This is a genomic window from Apilactobacillus kunkeei, assembly GCF_005930975.1.
Taxonomy (GTDB): Bacteria; Bacillota; Bacilli; order Lactobacillales; family Lactobacillaceae; genus Apilactobacillus; species Apilactobacillus kunkeei_E.
On sequence record NZ_VBSE01000042.1, the window covers coordinates 117,748 to 136,707 of the forward strand.

At 33.9% G+C, this 18,960-nt stretch carries 18 protein-coding genes, 1 riboswitch and 1 other annotated feature; of the genes, 10 read left to right on the forward strand and 8 right to left on the reverse strand.

Features of this window, described 5'->3' with window-relative positions; translation table 11 throughout:
- Positions 1–30: 30 nt before the first annotated feature.
- Positions 31–420 carry a hypothetical protein gene (locus FD688_RS05815; protein ID WP_138742185.1) on the reverse strand — a complete coding sequence of 130 codons (390 nt, stop codon included), beginning with the start codon at positions 418–420 and terminating at the stop codon, positions 31–33.
- Positions 421–668: 248 nt separating this feature from the next.
- Positions 669–920: a binding site (T-box leader), on the forward strand.
- Between the two features lie 221 nt (positions 921–1,141).
- Between FD688_RS05815 and FD688_RS05820 the strand changes: the two genes are divergently transcribed.
- Both FD688_RS05820 and FD688_RS05825 read left to right on the forward strand, forming a co-directional pair.
- Complete coding sequence (locus tag FD688_RS05820) at positions 1,142–2,329, forward strand: metal-dependent hydrolase family protein (RefSeq protein ID WP_138742186.1); 1,188 nt, start codon at positions 1,142–1,144, stop codon at positions 2,327–2,329.
- 13 nt (positions 2,330–2,342) lie between these two features.
- Positions 2,343–3,965 (forward strand): peptide ABC transporter substrate-binding protein, encoded by a 1,623-nt coding sequence (locus tag FD688_RS05825; RefSeq protein ID WP_138742187.1) that lies wholly within the window; start codon positions 2,343–2,345, stop codon positions 3,963–3,965.
- 44 nt (positions 3,966–4,009) lie between these two features.
- Here the strand turns inward: FD688_RS05825 and FD688_RS05830 are convergent, their stop codons facing one another.
- Positions 4,010–4,972, reverse strand: a complete 963-nt coding sequence (locus FD688_RS05830) for a hypothetical protein (protein ID WP_138742188.1) — start codon at positions 4,970–4,972, stop codon at positions 4,010–4,012.
- Positions 4,973–5,082: 110 nt separating this feature from the next.
- On the opposite strand from FD688_RS05830, the gene cls reads away from it, so the two are divergent.
- The 3 genes from cls (at position 5,083) to tenA (ending at position 8,763) form a co-directional block, all read left to right on the forward strand.
- The gene (gene cls, locus FD688_RS05835) at positions 5,083–6,534 is read left to right on the forward strand and encodes a cardiolipin synthase (RefSeq protein ID WP_138742189.1); all 1,452 of its coding nucleotides are present in this window, start codon (positions 5,083–5,085) and stop codon (positions 6,532–6,534) included.
- Positions 6,535–6,623: 89 nt separating this feature from the next.
- Positions 6,624–6,719, forward strand: a riboswitch (TPP riboswitch).
- An 89-nt stretch (positions 6,720–6,808) separates the two neighbouring features.
- Complete coding sequence (locus FD688_RS05840) at positions 6,809–8,089, forward strand: acetylornithine deacetylase (RefSeq protein WP_138742190.1); 1,281 nt, start codon at positions 6,809–6,811, stop codon at positions 8,087–8,089.
- Between the two features lie 2 nt (positions 8,090–8,091).
- On the forward strand, positions 8,092–8,763 hold the full coding sequence (gene tenA, locus FD688_RS05845; RefSeq protein ID WP_138742191.1) for a thiaminase II: 672 nt from the start codon (positions 8,092–8,094) through the stop codon (positions 8,761–8,763).
- A gap of 30 nt (positions 8,764–8,793) precedes the next feature.
- Here the strand turns inward: tenA and pyrE are convergent, their stop codons facing one another.
- Both pyrE and pyrF read right to left on the reverse strand, forming a co-directional pair.
- Positions 8,794–9,420 (reverse strand): orotate phosphoribosyltransferase, encoded by a 627-nt coding sequence (pyrE, locus tag FD688_RS05850; RefSeq protein WP_138742192.1) that lies wholly within the window; start codon positions 9,418–9,420, stop codon positions 8,794–8,796.
- On the reverse strand, positions 9,420–10,139 hold the full coding sequence (gene pyrF / locus FD688_RS05855; RefSeq protein WP_138742193.1) for an orotidine-5'-phosphate decarboxylase: 720 nt from the start codon (positions 10,137–10,139) through the stop codon (positions 9,420–9,422). Before pyrF ends, pyrE begins: the two co-directional genes overlap by 1 nt.
- A 269-nt stretch (positions 10,140–10,408) precedes the next feature.
- Here pyrF and FD688_RS05860 point away from each other — a divergent pair, with 269 nt between their 5' ends.
- Together FD688_RS05860 and FD688_RS05865 are read left to right on the forward strand one after the other, a co-directional pair.
- Complete coding sequence (locus FD688_RS05860; protein WP_138742194.1) at positions 10,409–11,629, forward strand: MFS transporter; 1,221 nt, start codon at positions 10,409–10,411, stop codon at positions 11,627–11,629.
- Positions 11,630–11,732: 103 nt separating this feature from the next.
- The gene (locus FD688_RS05865) at positions 11,733–12,650 is read left to right on the forward strand and encodes a DMT family transporter (RefSeq protein WP_225426115.1); all 918 of its coding nucleotides are present in this window, start codon (positions 11,733–11,735) and stop codon (positions 12,648–12,650) included.
- A 59-nt stretch (positions 12,651–12,709) separates the two neighbouring features.
- Here the strand turns inward: FD688_RS05865 and FD688_RS05870 are convergent, their stop codons facing one another.
- Complete coding sequence (locus FD688_RS05870; RefSeq protein ID WP_138742196.1) at positions 12,710–13,363, reverse strand: ABC transporter ATP-binding protein; 654 nt, start codon at positions 13,361–13,363, stop codon at positions 12,710–12,712.
- A 1,097-nt stretch (positions 13,364–14,460) separates the two neighbouring features.
- Between FD688_RS05870 and FD688_RS05875 the strand changes: the two genes are divergently transcribed.
- A complete protein-coding gene (locus FD688_RS05875; RefSeq protein ID WP_155457581.1) occupies positions 14,461–14,931 on the forward strand; it encodes a hypothetical protein in 471 nt (156 codons plus the stop codon).
- 269 nt (positions 14,932–15,200) lie between these two features.
- On the opposite strand, the gene FD688_RS05880 is transcribed toward FD688_RS05875, so the two are convergent.
- From FD688_RS05880 to FD688_RS05890, 3 genes are all read right to left on the reverse strand, one after another.
- Entirely contained in the window at positions 15,201–15,503 is a 303-nt protein-coding gene (locus FD688_RS05880) for a hypothetical protein (protein WP_138742198.1), read from the reverse strand.
- A gap of 515 nt (positions 15,504–16,018) precedes the next feature.
- Complete coding sequence (locus FD688_RS05885) at positions 16,019–16,336, reverse strand: hypothetical protein (protein ID WP_138742199.1); 318 nt, start codon at positions 16,334–16,336, stop codon at positions 16,019–16,021.
- A 146-nt stretch (positions 16,337–16,482) separates the two neighbouring features.
- Positions 16,483–17,346, reverse strand: a complete 864-nt coding sequence (locus tag FD688_RS05890) for an N-acetylmuramoyl-L-alanine amidase (RefSeq protein ID WP_138742200.1) — start codon at positions 17,344–17,346, stop codon at positions 16,483–16,485.
- Between the two features lie 128 nt (positions 17,347–17,474).
- Between FD688_RS05890 and FD688_RS05895 the strand changes: the two genes are divergently transcribed.
- Positions 17,475–18,143 carry a metal ABC transporter ATP-binding protein gene (locus tag FD688_RS05895; RefSeq protein ID WP_225426116.1) on the forward strand — a complete coding sequence of 223 codons (669 nt, stop codon included), beginning with the start codon at positions 17,475–17,477 and terminating at the stop codon, positions 18,141–18,143.
- Positions 18,144–18,151: 8 nt separating this feature from the next.
- A complete protein-coding gene (locus FD688_RS05900) occupies positions 18,152–18,946 on the forward strand; it encodes a metal ABC transporter permease (protein ID WP_138742241.1) in 795 nt (264 codons plus the stop codon).
- Positions 18,947–18,960: the final 14 nt, after the last annotated feature.

Sequence of the window (18,960 nt, forward strand, 5' to 3'; positions counted from 1 at the left end):
GCGCCTATATTAGGCGCTCTTATTTGTTTTTTATTCAAAATCTTGTAATGCAAGTTCTGCATATGTTAGACGGGCGAAAGTATCATCAGTTGATACACCAGCATTTTCAAACATGTTTGCAAATAAAACATATTTTGGTTGATCGCTGTATTCACCAGTGATTTCAATCAAACGTTGTAGTTGATTGGTACGGTTTGCTAAATCATCGATATGGTTTAGTTCCAAGTCGTTTTTAGCTGCATCGTAAATAATCTTGTAAGCTTCGGTATTAGTTAATAGGTCTAATGCCTTAACTTGTTTCATAAAGTTATCAAATTGTGAATCTGATAATTGTCCTTTAACGTAGTGTAAATCAACGATTTCATCGCTAAAGTCTTGTGCCCATTGGTTAATAATAGGTCTTAGTTGTATGTCTGACATTGTTAAAAAATCCTCTCCTAATTCAGATAATGTGTTTAGACTATTTTAGTATAAACATCTAAAAACGTGTGTAGTTTTTTCATTATATAATGTCATTAAATCGGAGTTACCTAAAAAATTCATATAACACCTATGATAGTATCTCACATAAGGGTAAGTAATTGCAAAAATATATAAATATTTACGAAAAATTAGACTTTTAGTTTGACAATTATTATAAAAAGATTAGAATACGATTAAAGATAAATATAAAAGCGAAGAATAGAAAGAGTAATTTCTGACCACGTTTTAAGAGAGATTCCGTTTGGTGAAAGGGATTAACAATGTTTGAAATGAAAATCATCTATGAGCTGCCAGGCAAATAAAGTAGTCTCGGCTGGGAATTCCCATTACAGAATCTGCAAATCAACGGGTTTGTTTGAGATATATCGTTTATCTTTATAAAATTAATTTTGAATCGGTATAACAAAAAGGTGGTACCGCGCGTAAGCGCCCTTTTATTTCGTGTATGCGAAATAAAAGGGCGCTTTTTTATTTGCTTAATTTAAGGAGGTGATGGAAATGAAATCAGACATTAGTGGCATTTTAAATGCGAATCGTAACTAGTATAAATTTTTACAATAACGCCAATATAAGGCGGTAAACATACATAGTTTTAAGAAAACTGCAGTTGCTATCTATGATTTATCCCTTGAGGTGTTAACTTTAGGAGGATTTAACCATGAGTAAAACGCTATATACAAACTTCAATTTATTTAACGGATTTGAAGATAATATTTACAAAGATACATCAATGTTAGTCGATGAAGATACCGGGAAGCTTTTAGCATTCGGTGAAGACACTACAAAACAATACAGTGACAAACAAGTTGATTTAAAAGGGCAATTTGTAATGCCAGGATTGGTAAATTGTCATACCCACATCACTTTAGACTCTAATACACCCGATGGTAATCCTGACGTTGATCAAACTACCGCAACTGTGCGTGCGATTAACAGTCTAAGATTGTTGCTTAAATCAGGTGTTACATATGTAAGAGAATGCGGTAGCCTTTATGGTTTAGATGCAACATTAGCTAAACTACAAAGAACTAATAAATTGTTTAAAGTACCTGAAATGATGGCATCTGGTCGAGCTTTGACTATGACTGGTGGACATGGTGATGCACCTCATAGTGGAGTCACCGTCGATTCTCCAGACGAAATGAGAAAAGCAGTTAGAAATAATTTTAAAAATGGTGCCCAATGTACCAAGGTTATGGCTACCGGTGGTGTGATGTCACCAGGAGACTACATGGATGAAGCTCAATTAACATTAGAAGAACTAAAGGTTGCCGTGTACGAAAGCCACAATAAGCATGCTGTAGTTGCGGCTCATGCCGAAGGCAATCCTGGAATCATGAACGCTATCAAAGCGGGAGTTGATTCAGTGGAACATGGTTTTTATGTTAACGATGAAGAAATCGCATTGATGAAAGAACATAATACCTACCTAACACCTACACTAGTTTCAGCATGGTGCATTGCTGAATATGGTAAGGATACATTACCAAAGTGGGAACTAAATAAACTTTTGAACGCATTAAATGACATCTACAAAAATGTTCGTCATGCTAAGGAAAGCGGTGTGAAGGTTACCTTAGGTACGGACGCCGGAACCCCTTATAATGATTTTTCTAAGACGCCGGTAGAATTTCAATTGATGGTTGAAAAAGAAGGATTCACTAATTTTGAAGCATTATCTACTTCAAGACATTCAGCTGAACTAATGCATTTGGATGATTATGGAACATTGGAATCCGGAAAGTATGCTGATTTCTTAGTATTAAAAAATAATCCATTGGCAGACGTTAAAGCTGTTCAACAGGCTGATAAATCCGTATATAAACTTGGACAAAAGGTTTACTAGGGGGGATTCAAATATGAAAAAATCAAGATTATTACTACTACCATTTTTAGCAACAGTTACATTATCACTTACAGCGTGTGGTGATTCATCATCCCAATCAAAAGGTGCTAAAACTCAATCATTAAACTGGATGCAAAACGCGAATTTAATTACTTTGGATCCGTCAAAATGTGTTGATATTATCAGTTCTACAACACTAAACAATGTTGATAGAGGACTATTCTTTAGTCCATCATCCAACAAATATGAATATGGTGTGGCTAAGAGCATGAAAGTATCAAAGGATGGAAAGACATATACATTTGATTTAAGAAAATCAAAATGGAGCAATGGTGACCCTGTTACTGCCGCAGATTTCGTCTATGGATTCCAAAGAACGGTTAATCCAAAGACTGCTTCTCAAGACTCATATCTAATGGATCACTTACTTAACTATAAAGAAGTTAGCACAGGTAAACTAAGTCCTGATAAATTAGGTGTTAGTGCACCAAATAAATATACTTTCGTTGTTAAATTATCATCACCACAATCATACTTTAAGAGTCTTTTAACTAACTCAGCCTTCTTACCTCAAGATAAAAAAGTCGCTGTTAAGTATGGCAATAAATACGGTACTTCAAGCAGTACACAAGTATACAATGGGCCATTTACTGTTACTGGATGGACAGGAACCAATGATTTTTGGACACTAGCAAAAAATAAAAATTATTACGATGCCTCAACTGTTCGTTTAAATAAGGTAAACATGAAGGTTGTAAAGGACCAACAAACCGGACTAAATGAATATCAAACCGGTTCATTGGACGAGCTTTCACTTTCTGGAAAACAACAAGTAAAGAACTTCAAGGGTTCTAAAGAATTACATACGTATAAAACTATGTATTCAAACTATTTAGAACTGAATGAACAAAAAGATCCTGAATTTAAGAACTTAAAACTAAGAGAGGCACTATCTTTAGCAATTAATAGAAAAGACTATGTAACCGATGTATTAGGGGATGGCTCAAACCCAACCAAGGGATTTGTTGCTGATGGTCTAGCTAACTACAAGGGTAAGGACTATGCTGAATCATCTTATGTAAAAGGAACTGCTGAATACAATTTAGACAAAGCCAAGAAACTATGGAAAGAAGGACTAAAAGAAGTAGGCAAGAAATCTTTGAACCTAACCTTAACATATGATGATACTGATGTTGCTAAGGCAACAACAGAATACTTGCAATCAGAGTTCCAAAAATTACCAGGATTGAAAGTAAGTAATGTTAATCTTCCTCGTCAACAAAGAATCTCAAGATTATTTAGCGGTAACTTTGATCTAGTAGTAACCGGGTGGGACCCAGGATATGCTGATCCAATCTCAGCTTTGAGTATCAGAACATCAAACAGTTCAATCAACTTTAGTAAGTGGCAAAATGCTGAGTTTGATAACTACATCAATAAGTCAAACACGGTTGACGCTAACAACCAATCTAAGAGATGGGATGATTTAGTTAAAGCAGGTAAGTTAGTAAATAAAGAATTAGGTGCGGTACCTTTCTACCAAACATCTAACCCAGTTGCATTAAAGAATAACGTTAAAGGTGTAAAATTTAACCCATTTGGTAGTTGGGACTTCTCACATGGCTATGTAAAATAACCAAACAAAAAAGACCTAGAATTCTAGGTCCTTTTTTGTTTGAATTAAAACTTCAATGTTATTGCAGCATAATTCAAATTCATTGGCATCTTGCTTTTTGGAAGTAGTAGAACGTTTCCTGCGAAACCAATGGTAGTGATTGCTAAATCATTTAAAGTCTTGTTATAACTTTCTTCGCTAATGTATAAAGTATCGATTTTACCTGATAGTGCGTTTGAAATAATATCACGTAAATCTGTTGCAACTAAGCCATGATCACTAGCTTTTTCGTATTTAATTTTACTGTCATTAGCTAATTTATCAAAAAATTGTTGATTCAAATCATCAATCATTTCAGAAATCTTATCAGAATCAAGATTGTCCATATCAACGTTGCTTACAATATCTTTGGCAAATGTCTTTTGATCAGCTAATTCGTTAAATAACTTACGGTTTTCTTCGTTGGCAACAACTACAGTTTGTAGGTAGTCGTCATCATCAAATAAATCGCTTAGATATTCTTTAACCAACATGAAATACTTGTTTTTGTCGTTATTTACAAGAACAGGAATTGGTTTATTAACAAGGTTTAAGATGTTAAATTGACCATTATCAACTCTTAGTAGCTTAAAATCGTTATCGCGTAGGATTAAAACGCGGTAGTGAAGTTGGCTTTCGATTTCCTTGATTAATTGAGCCACGTTCATAGTGTCATCGATTGAGATTTTAGTCTTAACTGGTTGAGTTAAGTCAAATGAATGGATGGCTTTAAAGCTGACATATAGTGCAACACCAGAACCATTTCCAATGTGTTTTGCGCGTTCAAAGTTGAATCTTCTTAATTTTCTTTCGTATCTTGGCCAGATATTTTCGTCGTGTTTTTGAATGAATTCTGCTTTAACAGTTTCGATTAAATTTAAATAATCATTTTTGTTACTAATTTCGTTAAATGAAACAATTAGCGAGATGAATGGCCCCACTTCATAATCCAAAGTTAGGGTATTTCTAAGCTCGATTGTCGACGTCATAGTCTAACCTCCTTAGATTTATATGTTTATAGTATATCATGATGAGCTAAAAGCGAAATATATTGTGCTATAATTATGCTATATTAAGCTGAAAAGAAGGGGGAATAATTATGCTTTTAAACATCCTATATTTCATTGTTTTAGTTAACGAAATTTTGGCATTGATTACAGTATTTAGAGAAGAGCGTGATATTGCTGCAACATGGGCATGGTTATTAGTTCTGTCATTCCTACCTGTCATAGGGTTTATGATTTATGCATTCGTCGGAAGAAAACTACCCAAAAAGCGTTTATTCCGTTTTCAATATAAAGACAATAAATTGATGTATGACATCCTAAAAGAACAAAGCAAAATACATAACAATCCCGAAAAGATTAGGGCAGATGAGGTATCCTATTCCTACAGAACACTGGTAAAGTTATTTAAGACATCAGATGTTACTGATTTATCAAGAAGAAATCACGTAAAAGTTTTCACCGATGGTAATCACTTATTTGATTGCATGATTTCAGATATCCAACACGCTAAGAGTTCAATTAATATCGAATTTTACACTTTCTATGATGATCAGATTGGGCATCGTGTTTTGAATGAATTGGTAAAAAAAGCTAAACAAGGCGTTAAAATTCACGTTATTTACGATAGCTGGGGTTCAATGGGAAACAAGCACCATTTCTTTGATCCATTACGTGAAGCTGGAGGATTCGTAGAACCTTTCTTACACACACACTCAGCCGTAATGGATTTCCGTTTGAACTTTAGAGATCACAGAAAGATTGTAGTTATTGATGGTAAATACGGATATATTGGTGGATTTAACATTGGTGACCAATACCTTGGTCGTAAGAAGAAGTTTGGTAACTGGCGAGATACTCATTTAAGAATTGCTGGATCAGCGGTTCACCACTTACAAGCCCAATTTATTTTGGACTGGAATGTTACAGATATGGAACACAAGATTGATGTTGAACAAACTAAGGGATTTTATTTTCCCAAGGTATACCAAGAAGGTTCTACTAATATCCAAGTGGTATCAAGTGGTCCTAACTCCGATTTACAACAAATCAAATTAGGCTACATCAAGATGATTCAAAATGCTAAGAACTATTGTTGGATTCAATCACCATATTTGATTCCTGACGATAGTGCATTGGATGCTATCAGAACAGCTGCAATGTCAGGTGTTGATATCAGAATCATGGTCCCATGTATGCCAGATCACCCATTTGTATATCGAGCAACTCAATATTATGCAAAACAATTATCAAAATATGGCGTCAAGATTTACTTCTATGAAAATGGGTTCATTCATGCTAAGACTGTTTTAGTCGATGGTAAGATTGCGTCAGTTGGTTCTGCCAACATGGATTTTAGAAGTTTCAAACTCAACTTCGAAATTAACGCATTTATCTACGATGAAGGTTTGGCTGAACAATTACATTCAATCTATTTTAACGACATTAGAAGCAGTAAATTGATGACTTATGCGGACTTTGAAAAACAATCACGTTGGTTGAAATTCAAACAAGTATTCAGTCGTTTGTTCTCGCCGATTCTTTAAAGTTAACCAAGAGATTCCATCTAGATGGAATCTTTTTTAATTTGATTTCGGAATATCTTTAATCTATACTTACTAATAAGTTAATAAATTAACGTCACTAGGGGAGCTATGTAGCTGAGAATTAATTTGACCCTTTGAACTTGAATCTGGTTAGTACCAGCGAAAGGAAGTTGACTTGAAAATCGGTACATACATAATAAGTGGACCAATTACAAGGGATTCTTCTATCGAAGAATCCCTTTTTCTTGTGGTGACGAATAAGGAGATATTGTTCATGGAACAAGATATTGCATCATTAATTAATGGAATCGATAACAATCAAGAGGAGTTATTAGAAATTTTAAGTAAATTGATTGCTTTTCCAACACCAGCACCACCTGGTAGAAACTCTGACGATGCGCAAGCATACATAGTAAATTTTTTGGAATCAAACGGTTTTGATATTGATCAATGGGATTTATACGAACATGATTCAATTGTAGTTGGAACTAAGAAAACAGTTGAAAGTAATCAATATCATAGTTTAATTTTGAATGGTCATATGGATGTTGCATCCATTCAAGAAGATGAGAAGTGGCAAACTAATCCCTTTGAAATGGTAGTAAAACAAGGAAAGGCATTTGGCCGCGGAGTTGCCGATATGAAGGGGGCCATTGCCTCAATGTTAATGGCAATTAAGGTGTTAAATGAGGCTAACATCTATTTACCAGGTGAACTAAAATTTGAATCTGTTATTGGTGAAGAAAGTGGCGAAGCTGGTACATGGGATGCCATAAAACACGGTCACAAGTCTGATTTTGCGATTGTCGGTGACATAAGTGATTTTCATATTCAAGGGCAAGGTGGTGTGATTACTGGTTGGATTACGGTTAAAAGTGATCAAACTTTTCATGATGCGATTAGACGACAAATGATGAATGCGGGCGGTCATTTGAAGGGCGCTAGTGCTATTGAAAAGATGACTAAAATCATTACCGGTTTAAATGAATTGGAACGTGATTGGTCTGTTAACAAAAGTTACCCAGGTGTTGCTGCTGGCTCAGACACCATTAATCCAGCTGTGATTGAAGGAGGCAGAAATGCAGCGTTCATTGCCGATGAATGTCGTTTATGGGTGACTGTTCACTTCTATCCAGATGAAGATTATCAGGAAGTTATCAAAGAAGTAGAGGATCATATTAATCATGTCGCAATGGCAGATGTATGGTTAAAAAATCATATGCCAATTTATAAATGGGGCGGAAAATCAATGGTTGAAGACCGCGGTGAAATTTTCCCGGCACTTGATTTAGATACGAAATCACAGCCGATTTCTATTTTAAAAGATGCCCATCAACTCGTTTCTGATAAGGAACCAATTGTTGATGTATCACCGAGTGTTACTGATGGTGGTTGGTTTGGTCACGCTAATATCCCAGCTGCAATTTATGGCCCGGGAACCATTGAAGAGGCTCACTCTGTTGATGAATCGGTTGATATTCAAGACTTATTAAAATACACCAAGGTGTTAGTGAAGTTCATGTATGAATGGTTGAACACCAAAAAGGAGTTATAAATATGAAATTTAGTCAACGTTTAGTAGCAGAACTAAAACCTATATGGGAGGCTAACCATCATCATCCATTTGTTCAAGAATTATCAGAAGGGACCCTTGATGTTGAGAAATTTAAGTTTTATATGATTCAAGATTATATTTACTTAGTCGATTACGCTAAACTATTTGCATTAGGAGCAATCAAGGCGACTGATTTATCTGTTGAAGGAAAGTTTGCTGAGTTACTAAGTGAAACATTAAATACCGAAATGAGTCTGCACAGAAGTTATGCTAAAGAATTCGGCATTAAAGAAGATGAGCTTGAGAACGCTCATCCAACGCCGGTAACCTTAAGCTATACTAATTACATGCTATCTGTTGGAAAAAGCGGTGGATTAGATAAAGTTTTAGTAGCATTGCTTCCATGTATGTGGAGTTACAATCAAATCGGCCATTTATTAGTTGATACTCCAGCTTCAAACCATCCGCTATATGCTAATTGGGTTGAGATGTACAGCGACAATGACTATACTGATTTAACCAATTGGACAATTAATCTGTTGGACGAAATTACGACAGGCAAATCTGATGAAGAGCTAAAAGAATTGACCGAAATTTTTAAAAATACAACAATGTATGAATATTTATTTTGGGACATGGCTTATAACCATCGTGATTGGCCGGAAATCAAATAAAAAAATCCCACAATATGTGGGATTTTTTATTTACATCCAATTCCATGGATCATCACGCCATTTACGTAGAACCACTAATTCATCGTCTGAAATACTTTTTTCTGCTTTTGCTTGCTCAATAATTGTAGAATAGTTGGTTAAAGTATCAAAGCTGATGCCAGATTCAGCGAAATTTTTAGTACTGTCAGGAAGTTCATAAGAGAAGATGGCAACGACACCAATTACGTTGTATCCTTCTTTTTTTAGTGCTTGCGCAGCGTTTAAAACGCTTTTTCCTGTCGAAAGTAAGTCGTCAATTAAAACAATTGGATCTTGCTGGTTAATTCTTCCCTCCATTTGTTTTCCACGTCCGTGATCCTTGGGTTTGGAACGCACATAAATCATTGGTAAATCCATCTTATCAGCAACGATTGCAGCATGGGGAATTCCGGCAGTAGCGACGCCACCGATTACTTTTACTTCTGGAAATTTGTTGCGAATTAATTCTGATAGGCCATCTGCGATATGGGTGCGGACTTCTGGGAAGCTGATGGTAATTCTATTGTCAGTGTAAATTGGTGCTTTGATACCAGATGCCCAAGTGAAAGGTTCATTTGGTGATAAGGTCACGGCATTAATTTTTAAAAGATCTGAAGCGATTAGTTGATTAGTATTCATTATTTGATTCCTCCATTAACGGCGTTGTAGATGTTTTTATATGTTTGAACCGGGTCATTAGATTGGGTGATACTTCTTCCCACGACGATACCGCTAGTTCGTAGCTCTGAAGCTTTTTGTGGAGTTACGACTCTTTTTTGATCATCGACATTATTCCTAGGAAGGCGAATGCCAGGATTGATACACTTAAAATCATCGGAGACTGCTTGATGGATTAGCTCATTTTCCAGTGCAGATGAGATGACACCATCGGCGCCATTTTGACTGACAATTTTAGCTAAATGGGATACTGATTCTGCCATTGAAACGGGGACTAATTCTTCATCGTGTAGTTGTTCTTCTGATGTCGATGTTAGTTGCGTCACTGCAAGTAGTTGTGGTGCATTGACTCCTGCTTGTTTGGCGCCTTCGTCTAAGCCGAATCTGGCAGCTTTAATCATTTCGCTTCCACCTAATGAATGAACCGTCGTGAATTGAACATCCAATTGTCCGATTTGTTTGGAAGCTTGTTGTACGGTATGTGGAATATCGTGTAGTTTTAGGTCTAAAAACACATCGATATTTTGCTTTCTAAGCTGTTTGATAATACTTGATCCCTCACGGTAGAATAGCTCCATTCCAACTTTTACCGCCAATGGTTTGACGTCCTTAAATGGCTCTAAAAATTTTAAAGCAGTGGGTGCATCGATAAAATCTAGTGCAATGAATACTGGTTTCATACGTTTCCCTCCAACAAAAAAGTCGCATAGCCTTAGAGACTATACGACAAATTAGGGTCCATTTATTCCGTTCGTCGATTTACTAGCCTCTCTGGACTAATTTAAAATCATATGTTGATTACAATATACGCTTTTCCCAGAATAAAGCAACCAAAAAATGAAACTTGCATTAGAAAAAATTAAAGAGTATAGTTTTATAAAATACTTGGAACAGGTATTTCAAAAAAATAAGGAACGACAGCGAGCGTTCATTTTGGAGGAATTGAATAATGGAAAACACGCAAGACCACACTTCAACGACTAAGACCCAAAAATGGGTTTTAGCATCGACATCGATTGGACAAATGCTAGAGAGCATGGATATATCATTTATCTCTTTTGCAATGTCTTCAATCATTATCGGTTTACACATTAGTACCGCAGCTGCTGGAATGCTTTCAACAGTTACTACTTTTGGATCGTTGTTGGGTGGTATTTTATTTGGTCTTTTAGCTGACCGATTTGGTCGAGTACGTATCTTGACTTACACCATCTTCATTTTCGCCATCTCAACTGCCGGGATTATGTTTGCCCAGAATTTTATTACTTTTGCAATTTTACGTTTTTGTGTCGGCTTAGGTGCCGGGGGTGAATATGGTTCAGGTGTTGCTATGGTGGCTGAATCATTTAAGAAAAAGCAATTAGGGAAGTCAGTGTCAATCACCACAATTGGTGGTCAAATTGGATCAATGATGGCAGCGGTGTTAGCAGCAATCATGATTCCAGCTTTTGGTTGGCGTTCACTTTTCCTAATTGGAATTATTCCAATCTTCTTTGCCTTCATCATCAGAAAGAACCTAACCGAAAGCCAAGATTTCATCGATACAATGGAAACTGGCAAACGTCCTAAGGTTTCTGTAAAGAAATTATTTGCCACACCAAGATTGGCTTACCAAACTATGGCATTAATCGTGATGGTAATTGTGCAAATTGCTGGATACTATGGACTAATTAACTGGTTACCTTCAATCATGCAAAAGAAGCTAGGTTTAAGTGTTGCCGGTTCATCACTATGGACGATTGTTACCATCATTGGTATGAGTGCAGGAATGTTAACTTTTGGTACCATCTTAGATAAGATTGGTCCTAGAAAGGCTTTTGGTTTATTCTTACTAGTTGCTTCTGTAGCGGTATATGGAATTACCTTCTCATTCAATGGGTTCACATTATTACTAGCGTCAACAGTATTAGGTTTCTTCTCAAACGGGATGTATGGTGGATATGGTGCTATCATTAGTCGTTTATACCCAACTGAAGTTCGTTCTACCGCAAACAATTTCATCATGGGATTTGGACGTGCTATTGGTGGATTCTCACCAGCAATTATTGGTTTATTGATGGAAAGCCATTCATTACTAGTAATTATGGCAATGTTATCAGTACTATATCTAATTAGTTTCATCACAATGATGACTATTCCTGCATTAAAGGGGCTAGCAACACAAGAATAAGCTTTTATTCTGACGAATTAGGTTTTACATGTAATAATAATATATAAACTAAAAACCTCCCGTACCGGGAGGTTTTATTGTACATAATTAAGGGGGTATTTTGATGTTATACGGGCTAGGGATTTTAGCTGGATTGGTCTTACCCATTCAGACTTCAGTTAATACGAACTTGAAGAATCGAGCCGGTGGCTCACCATTTTTGGCTTCAATGCTATCCTTTACGATTGGAACTATTGCGTTGCTTTTTGCGACACTATTAAGCGGTCAATCGTTATTCTTTTCTAGTTACTTATTTACTAGCCAACCAGCGTGGATTTGGTTAGGTGGATTGTTTGGTGTCATCGGTTTAACCACTAACGTTTTAATTTTTCCTTACCTAGGAGCGGTGCAAACGGTGATTATGCCAATTACCGGTCAAATTATCATGGGAATGATTATTGATAACTTTTCATTGTTTGATGCCACTCACCATGCATTTACCATTGTTAGATTAATCGGAGTTGTTCTATTAGTCATTGGTATTTTGATGGTTGTATTAGATAAGAAGGGCAGTGATGATACTGATAAGGCCAAACAACTACCATGGCAGATATTAGGAATTGTTGCTGGGATGTTTCAAGCTTCTCAAGCTCCGGTTAACGGACATTTAGGAGTTGTTATTGGTTCACCAATTCATGCTGCATTTATATCATTTTTAGTTGGTACTATTATATTGTTTGTGATTACTGGACTAGTTGATCGTTCTTATGTTCATGCCAAAGACGCTATCGGAAAAGGCAATCCTTGGTGGATTTGGCTCGGCGGTGTCTTGGGTGCCATCTTCGTTTTATCAAACGCATTCTTAAGTCCTCAAATTGGAGCGGGAACTACCGTTGTTTTAGTCCTATTGGGTAACTTATTTGGTAGTGTAATGGTTGATAAATATGGATTGCTGAATTCACCGAAAAAAACAGTTGGTATTATGAAATATATTGGTTTAGTTGTGATGTTAATCGCCGTAGCAATCATAAAATTGTATTAAAAAAAGACCTCGTTGAAGGTCTTTTTTTTAGTTAGTCACATTGTTTTCTATGGTATCAATTATTCATTATTGCTTTTTTGAACTTCATTGACCTTATAGTTATTTATTTTATAAATTTTATCGCATAATAAATTAATGTCGTCCATATTATGACTAGCAATTAATATACTTACATTATTTTCAGTTGCCAGTTTTTTTAGAACAGTCCTAATATTTTGTACACTGTCTTCATCTAAGGCATTCATTGGCTCATCTAATATAATGACTTTTGGTTTTTCCATGATTGCTTGAGCAATGCCTAATTTTTTCTTCATACCTAGTGAATAATTTTTTACTTTTTGATTATGCTTTCCCCATAGTCCAACTAACTTTAAAGTGCTTTTAATATCATCTTTATTGATTAAATTCTTTATACTAGATAGTATTTTTAAATTGTCATATCCAGATAACCTATCTACAAAACCAGGTTCCTCAATTAATGCACCAAAATCATCAGGGAATCCATTTTGGTTAATTTCTTGTCCGTTGACCTTAACTAATCCAGTTTGCGGAGTTATCAGTCCAGCTATTATTTTGAACAGGACACTTTTACCAACACCGTTTGGACCAATAATTCCAGTGATTGTTCCGCTTTCGGTATTTAATGATAAATCCTTAAAAATTGTTTGATTCTTAAAAGAAAAATTTAAATCTTTAACTTCTATACTACTCATAACCCAACCTATCCTTTTCTAATTAAATTGCTTATGTTTATATATTTTTTCTAAAATAAAAGTAATTATGAAAATGCATATAATCCAATAAATTATGTTATAAAAAACAATGATATTGAAATTGCTTGTCTCCGTGAAATTAATTGTTTGATCTGAATACAATAAAAAATGACTAATTGGAAAATATTTTATAAAGTTTGTATTAAATCCCGGGATGGACGACACCTTACCTTGTAATATTATTAAAAAGATATTTATAAAAGTAGGTGTAGCCTTGTTTTTAAATAATAAATTTATAGTTTGAGTTAATAATCCCAAAAATAATAGAAATAAAAACATAAAAACAATTAACATAATTATTTGAATTAAGGGCTGTGCATTATTAGGACTAAATCCATTAAATAGCATTGAAAATGACTTAATACTCTTTTCATCCCAATTAAATTGGATTTTATTTTGGCTACTAATAGATAATAATATTATTGTACCTAAGGTTCCTACTATGAATATTAAATCGTTATATATTATCACCCAAACATTGTATAAGAATATTTGAGTTCTATTTTTCATTCTATATATTATCAAGCTATTATCATTAGTTGAAAGCATGTAACTAATAGTTAATGTAAAAAGAATTGGTATAACAAAGTTACTAGTAATAGATTGATTTAGTGAATATAACACCCAATTAAAAAAATATTTTGTACCATTGTAGCTAGATTGGTAACTATACAGATTCATTACCATAAATAATAGAAGAAAAAGGTATATGTATATATATACCTTTTTCTTTAAATTCACTACTGTCATGCTTAAATTGTTACTTATTGACATATATTGACCTCTTAAGTTTAAAATAACCTGCTGAAACTGAAACTATAAATATGATAATAAATTCTATATATATTTGTGCAGGAGTTGTAAAAACGTTGTTGGAATAACTAAATAGATTAACCAATCCCAATTTGCTTAATTTGATATCAAACAGTAATGCCCCTGAAAAAATGTAAATAACAAAAGTTATTACAGCAGCGGAATATTTATTTTGCCAGAAGATTGTCGCTACCATTGCCAATATTGAAAATACAAAACTGAAAATGAAACTATTCATAATAAATATTATTGAATATAAAATTTTATGTTTTGGATATATTGAATTAAATGCTCCCAATGTAAAATTATTAACTATATTTTTGGGCATTTCTTTGTATAATAATGAAATGACTAACAAGATTGTAAGTAGAATGGTAATGAAAAGAGCACTAGTTATTCCTACAGATAGGGTCTTAGTGAAAAAGTATTTTTTAAAATTCATTCTAGTTAAAATATTTTTGATGTTTTTTTCCGCAAGATCTTCATATAAAGATAACGAAGATGGTAAAACAACTATAAATATAATAGCTATTGATAATACACCAGGCCCACTTACACCGTTTAAAAATAAAAATATATTAGAATTGTCGTTATTATCAGTTAATATATTCAAAGTAACACTGAATATAAATATGATTGCAGCGAAGAAGACATTTTTTAAATTTACATATCTTAAAGCTGTGTTAAAAAAATAATTCATATATGTTTTACAGCAAAAAAGCTGCTATAGAACCTCCTAATAGAATTCGAAAAATTAATAATGATTGCAAAAATTTCATTTGTCTAATCACAATGTGTTAATTGTCTCATAAATATACAAACGTTACAAAATTTATTTTATTCTGGTAGCTTTTTGCTTAAGAGTTATTTATTTATATGGTCATTATATATATAAATTTAAATATTCTGTCCATTTTGATATCCATATAATAATAAAAAAGAGACCTCCGAAGAGGTCTCTTTTTTATATAAATAAATCCATAATAATTTTTGCGATAAATACCCCAAAAAAGAATGAACTTTCAAATGCAATTAAATTCCCCTGATATTGCCAATCAGTGAGGGGGTAGAATTTTTTATTCGATTCGTAAAAAATTATTAGTGATAAGATGACGGCAATTACGCCAAATATGATTTCAAATAGATTTGCCCCTTCGGGATCTATTAACACGTATTGGGTTAAATTACCCAGCACTAAGAAAGTGATACCAGTCTCTAAGCCGATTAAAGCCATATTCCCCAACTGAGACAAACGTTGCTTTTTCATTTAAATATAGGACTCCTATAAATTATTATTTTAGGTTATTAATTATTTCAGTTAGTATAACCTTACCCAAAGATCCACCAATTAGTATTGATACATCGTATACTGCGAAGTGTATTAGATAGTGAAAACTAGATCCTAAAGGATAGACCATAATGATTCTAAGAAACAAATATATAATCAAAAGACCGATTGAGATCATTAATACAATGGATAGTGCAAAATATATATATGAAGATTTGATAAAATCAATTTGCCATGAATACAGGATTGTTAAGGCTAATTCTGAAGAAAAGCCAAGAATAATACCAGTAATACATAGCTTGATTATCCGATTTCTTGTCTTATTATCCACTATATTTCCCCCTCTAAATTAGAACCGTTATACAACGGTTTTAATTATAATTTAAGAGAAAAATATTTATATGGAAATGGTTTAAAATTATATAAAACTTTAAAAATATAAAGATAAATTAATAAAATAAGACATTTAAAAAAATCAGATTTATTTTTAATCATTAATGGATAAACAGTTGTAGGACGAATTTGCCAGTTACGCCACCTAAAATAACCATGACATCATAAAAAATAAATGAGTAAAAATAGCCTCTAATTGTCCACTTGTCATCGTGCTTAACGATGCCTAAATAAGAAAAAATAAAAACGACACCACAAATAGCAATTCCGCAAATTGAAATGAACACATCTATTGTAGACGATATAATTATAGTGGATGCCCAGTTATCAAGAATGGTTAAAAACACCTCTGCTAAAAATCCTAACAAAATACCGACCAGAATAAGGAGACTAAGTCGTATCTTAGTTGATTTTTTCATGAGTGTATTTTCCTCCATGTTTGTTATGTAATATTCGTTAAATTAACTAAGTGTATTATAACGAAAAAAAGAAAAAATGTTATAAATATTGTCTTATATACGTTTTAAACATAAAAAAAGCGTCCTTTAATGGACGTTTTGTATAATTAATTGAAATATTTATCAAGTGATTCAGTGACATCTTTTGCGACATGCTCCTGATAGTTAGAACTTTGAATGTATGGTAAATCATGAGAACTATCCATAAATCCCATTTCACATAAAATAGCAGGACGCTTATTTTCGCGTAAAACATAATAGTTACCAAATGAAACACCACGATTAGAAACGGGCAGGTTATCTAGACCGTTTGCAACATCATTGGCAACTTTGACAGCATTTTTGTGGTAATTATAAATACCATATCCATTAGCTCTGCCGTACCCATTATCAGAGTTGAAATGAAAACTAATAAATAAATCGGCATGATAATCACTAGCCATATCGGTTCGCTTTTTCAAGGTCACATAGGTATCGCTAGTTCTAGTCATAATAACGTTGACATGTCTTTTTTTTAGCTCATTTGCAACTTTTTTAGCGGTCTGCAAGGTGTATGTTTTTTCCATGAATTTTTGATTGGCTGAAAGGGTACCAGAGTCGCCTCCACCATGACCAGGATCGATAATGATAGTCTTTTGTGACAATTTATCATCAGTTTTGACATCGTAATTATCGACATTAACTAGCCATGAAGGCACCCAACCTTTTTTACCATTATATTTTGTGTACCACCAATTGTTTTTGGATTTGATGATACTTAAATGACGACCATGTGGAATTATTTTAATTATTTTTGATTCGTCGTTGGGTTGTTCACGTAAATATAAAGCAGTGGCATCAACCTTAGGTAATGATAAAAATCTGGCTAATTCGATTATTAAAATTACTAAGAGGATAAAAGTTACGACACCGCGGTAAATCAGCTTGTTGTTTGGTGTTTCCCTGAATCTAGTTATAAAACTATTAACCAAATTATCACCCCGATTGTATTATGTATGTTAAAATCAATTATATAACAAAAATTAATATATATCAGATGTTTGATTGTTTTCATAATCAGACTACAATGATATATAAATAATTGAAACAGTGAGGATTAATGATGAGTACAGAATCCAGTTTAATCTTATCAGTACGCGATTTAGACGTCGCTGTTAAGAACCGTAAATTAATTAATGATTTGTCTTTTGATATCTTCTCTAATACCCTAACATGTGTAACCGGTGAGAATGGTGTTGGAAAGACAACATTAATAAAGACTATTTTAAAACAATTTAATAAAAATGAACACGTCCAATCAAAAATCCAAAGATCAGATATGCAGTACATTCCTCAATTGAGAAATATTGATGATGACTATCCATTGACCGTATTTGATTTTATCGGATTAGGTTTACAGCATTCAATATTGCCATGGTTGAGCAAAAAAGAAAAACAAAGTGTTCAAAAAGTTATTGAAATGACCAATTTGCAAGATTTAGCAAACACTCCATTGGGTAGTTGTTCAGGTGGAGAACAACAACGTGTTTACTTGGCTCAAGCGTTGGTATCACAACCTAAATTACTAATATTGGATGAAAGTACTGCTAGTTTGGATAAAGAAGCCAAATTCATGTTATTAGACGTTGTTAAAAGTGTAATCGCAGAAACCGGGGCTGCCGTGTTATTTATCACTCATGATCCGGTTTTAGTACAACAATATGGTGACTATGAGTTAAATATTGCTAATCAAGCCGGCACACTTAAAAAAGTGAAGGAGGTCCAATAATGTTAGAAATGTTAAGCTATCCATTTATGCAATACGCCTTCGTCGCTAGTTTCTTCATATCAATTCTATGTGGATTGATGGGAGTATTCGTGGTTGCCAGAAAGACCGCTTTCTTCACGCATACACTTTCAGAAATTAGTTTCTCGGGAGCATCGTTTGGTGTCTTCTTAGGAACTAACCCAATTTTAGGGATGTTGTTATTCACGGTATTGAGTTCATTGATGATTGGGACTGTTGGTTCAAGGGTAAGTCGTCGTGAATCATCAATTAGTGTTTTCTCAGTATTTTTTATTGGATTAGGGATTTTATTCTTATCATTGGCTGATACTCAGTCAAGTTACGCTACCAACATCTTGTTCGGTAGTATTGTTGGAATTAGTTATAGCAACGTGCAAACGTTGGTGGGTTTAAGTATCGCCATCATCATAATTACCACTTTGATTTACAGAAAACTAAAGTACAACTCATTTGATAACGTTGGTGCGAGTTTTAATTCCCGTGCCAACACTTTAGTATCGGTAATTTTCTTAATCCTACTTGCATGTACTGTTAGTGTGACAGCTCAAATCGTAGGATCACTTCTAATCTTTGCCCTATTGACCATTCCGGCCTCGTCAGCACGTTATTTCGTGCACAGTATTTGGTCAATGACTATTTTGACATTTGTCTTTTCTTTAATTGGGACATGGTTTGGTCTATATTTAAGTTTTGTAACAAACTTACCAGTAAGTTTCTTTATCGCAACAATCGAAACAATCATTTATATCATTGCGGTAATTTATGATAAAGTAACAAGAATTTAATACAAACTTTATTA

Coding starts and splice junctions, on each gene's coding strand:
- FD688_RS05815 (WP_138742185.1), bottom strand. CDS start 420: ATGTCAGACATACAACTAAGACCTATTATTAACCAATGGGCACAAGAC.
- FD688_RS05820 (WP_138742186.1), top strand. CDS start 1,142: ATGAGTAAAACGCTATATACAAACTTCAATTTATTTAACGGATTTGAA.
- FD688_RS05825 (WP_138742187.1), top strand. CDS start 2,343: ATGAAAAAATCAAGATTATTACTACTACCATTTTTAGCAACAGTTACA.
- FD688_RS05830 (WP_138742188.1), bottom strand. CDS start 4,972: ATGACGTCGACAATCGAGCTTAGAAATACCCTAACTTTGGATTATGAA.
- cls (WP_138742189.1), top strand. CDS start 5,083: ATGCTTTTAAACATCCTATATTTCATTGTTTTAGTTAACGAAATTTTG.
- FD688_RS05840 (WP_138742190.1), top strand. CDS start 6,809: ATGGAACAAGATATTGCATCATTAATTAATGGAATCGATAACAATCAA.
- tenA (WP_138742191.1), top strand. CDS start 8,092: ATGAAATTTAGTCAACGTTTAGTAGCAGAACTAAAACCTATATGGGAG.
- pyrE (WP_138742192.1), bottom strand. CDS start 9,420: ATGAATACTAATCAACTAATCGCTTCAGATCTTTTAAAAATTAATGCC.
- pyrF (WP_138742193.1), bottom strand. CDS start 10,139: ATGAAACCAGTATTCATTGCACTAGATTTTATCGATGCACCCACTGCT.
- FD688_RS05860 (WP_138742194.1), top strand. CDS start 10,409: ATGGAAAACACGCAAGACCACACTTCAACGACTAAGACCCAAAAATGG.
- FD688_RS05865 (WP_225426115.1), top strand. CDS start 11,733: ATGTTATACGGGCTAGGGATTTTAGCTGGATTGGTCTTACCCATTCAG.
- FD688_RS05870 (WP_138742196.1), bottom strand. CDS start 13,363: ATGAGTAGTATAGAAGTTAAAGATTTAAATTTTTCTTTTAAGAATCAA.
- FD688_RS05875 (WP_155457581.1), top strand. CDS start 14,461: ATGAAACTATTCATAATAAATATTATTGAATATAAAATTTTATGTTTT.
- FD688_RS05880 (WP_138742198.1), bottom strand. CDS start 15,503: ATGAAAAAGCAACGTTTGTCTCAGTTGGGGAATATGGCTTTAATCGGC.
- FD688_RS05885 (WP_138742199.1), bottom strand. CDS start 16,336: ATGAAAAAATCAACTAAGATACGACTTAGTCTCCTTATTCTGGTCGGT.
- FD688_RS05895 (WP_225426116.1), top strand. CDS start 17,475: ATGATGAGTACAGAATCCAGTTTAATCTTATCAGTACGCGATTTAGAC.
- FD688_RS05900 (WP_138742241.1), top strand. CDS start 18,152: ATGTTAAGCTATCCATTTATGCAATACGCCTTCGTCGCTAGTTTCTTC.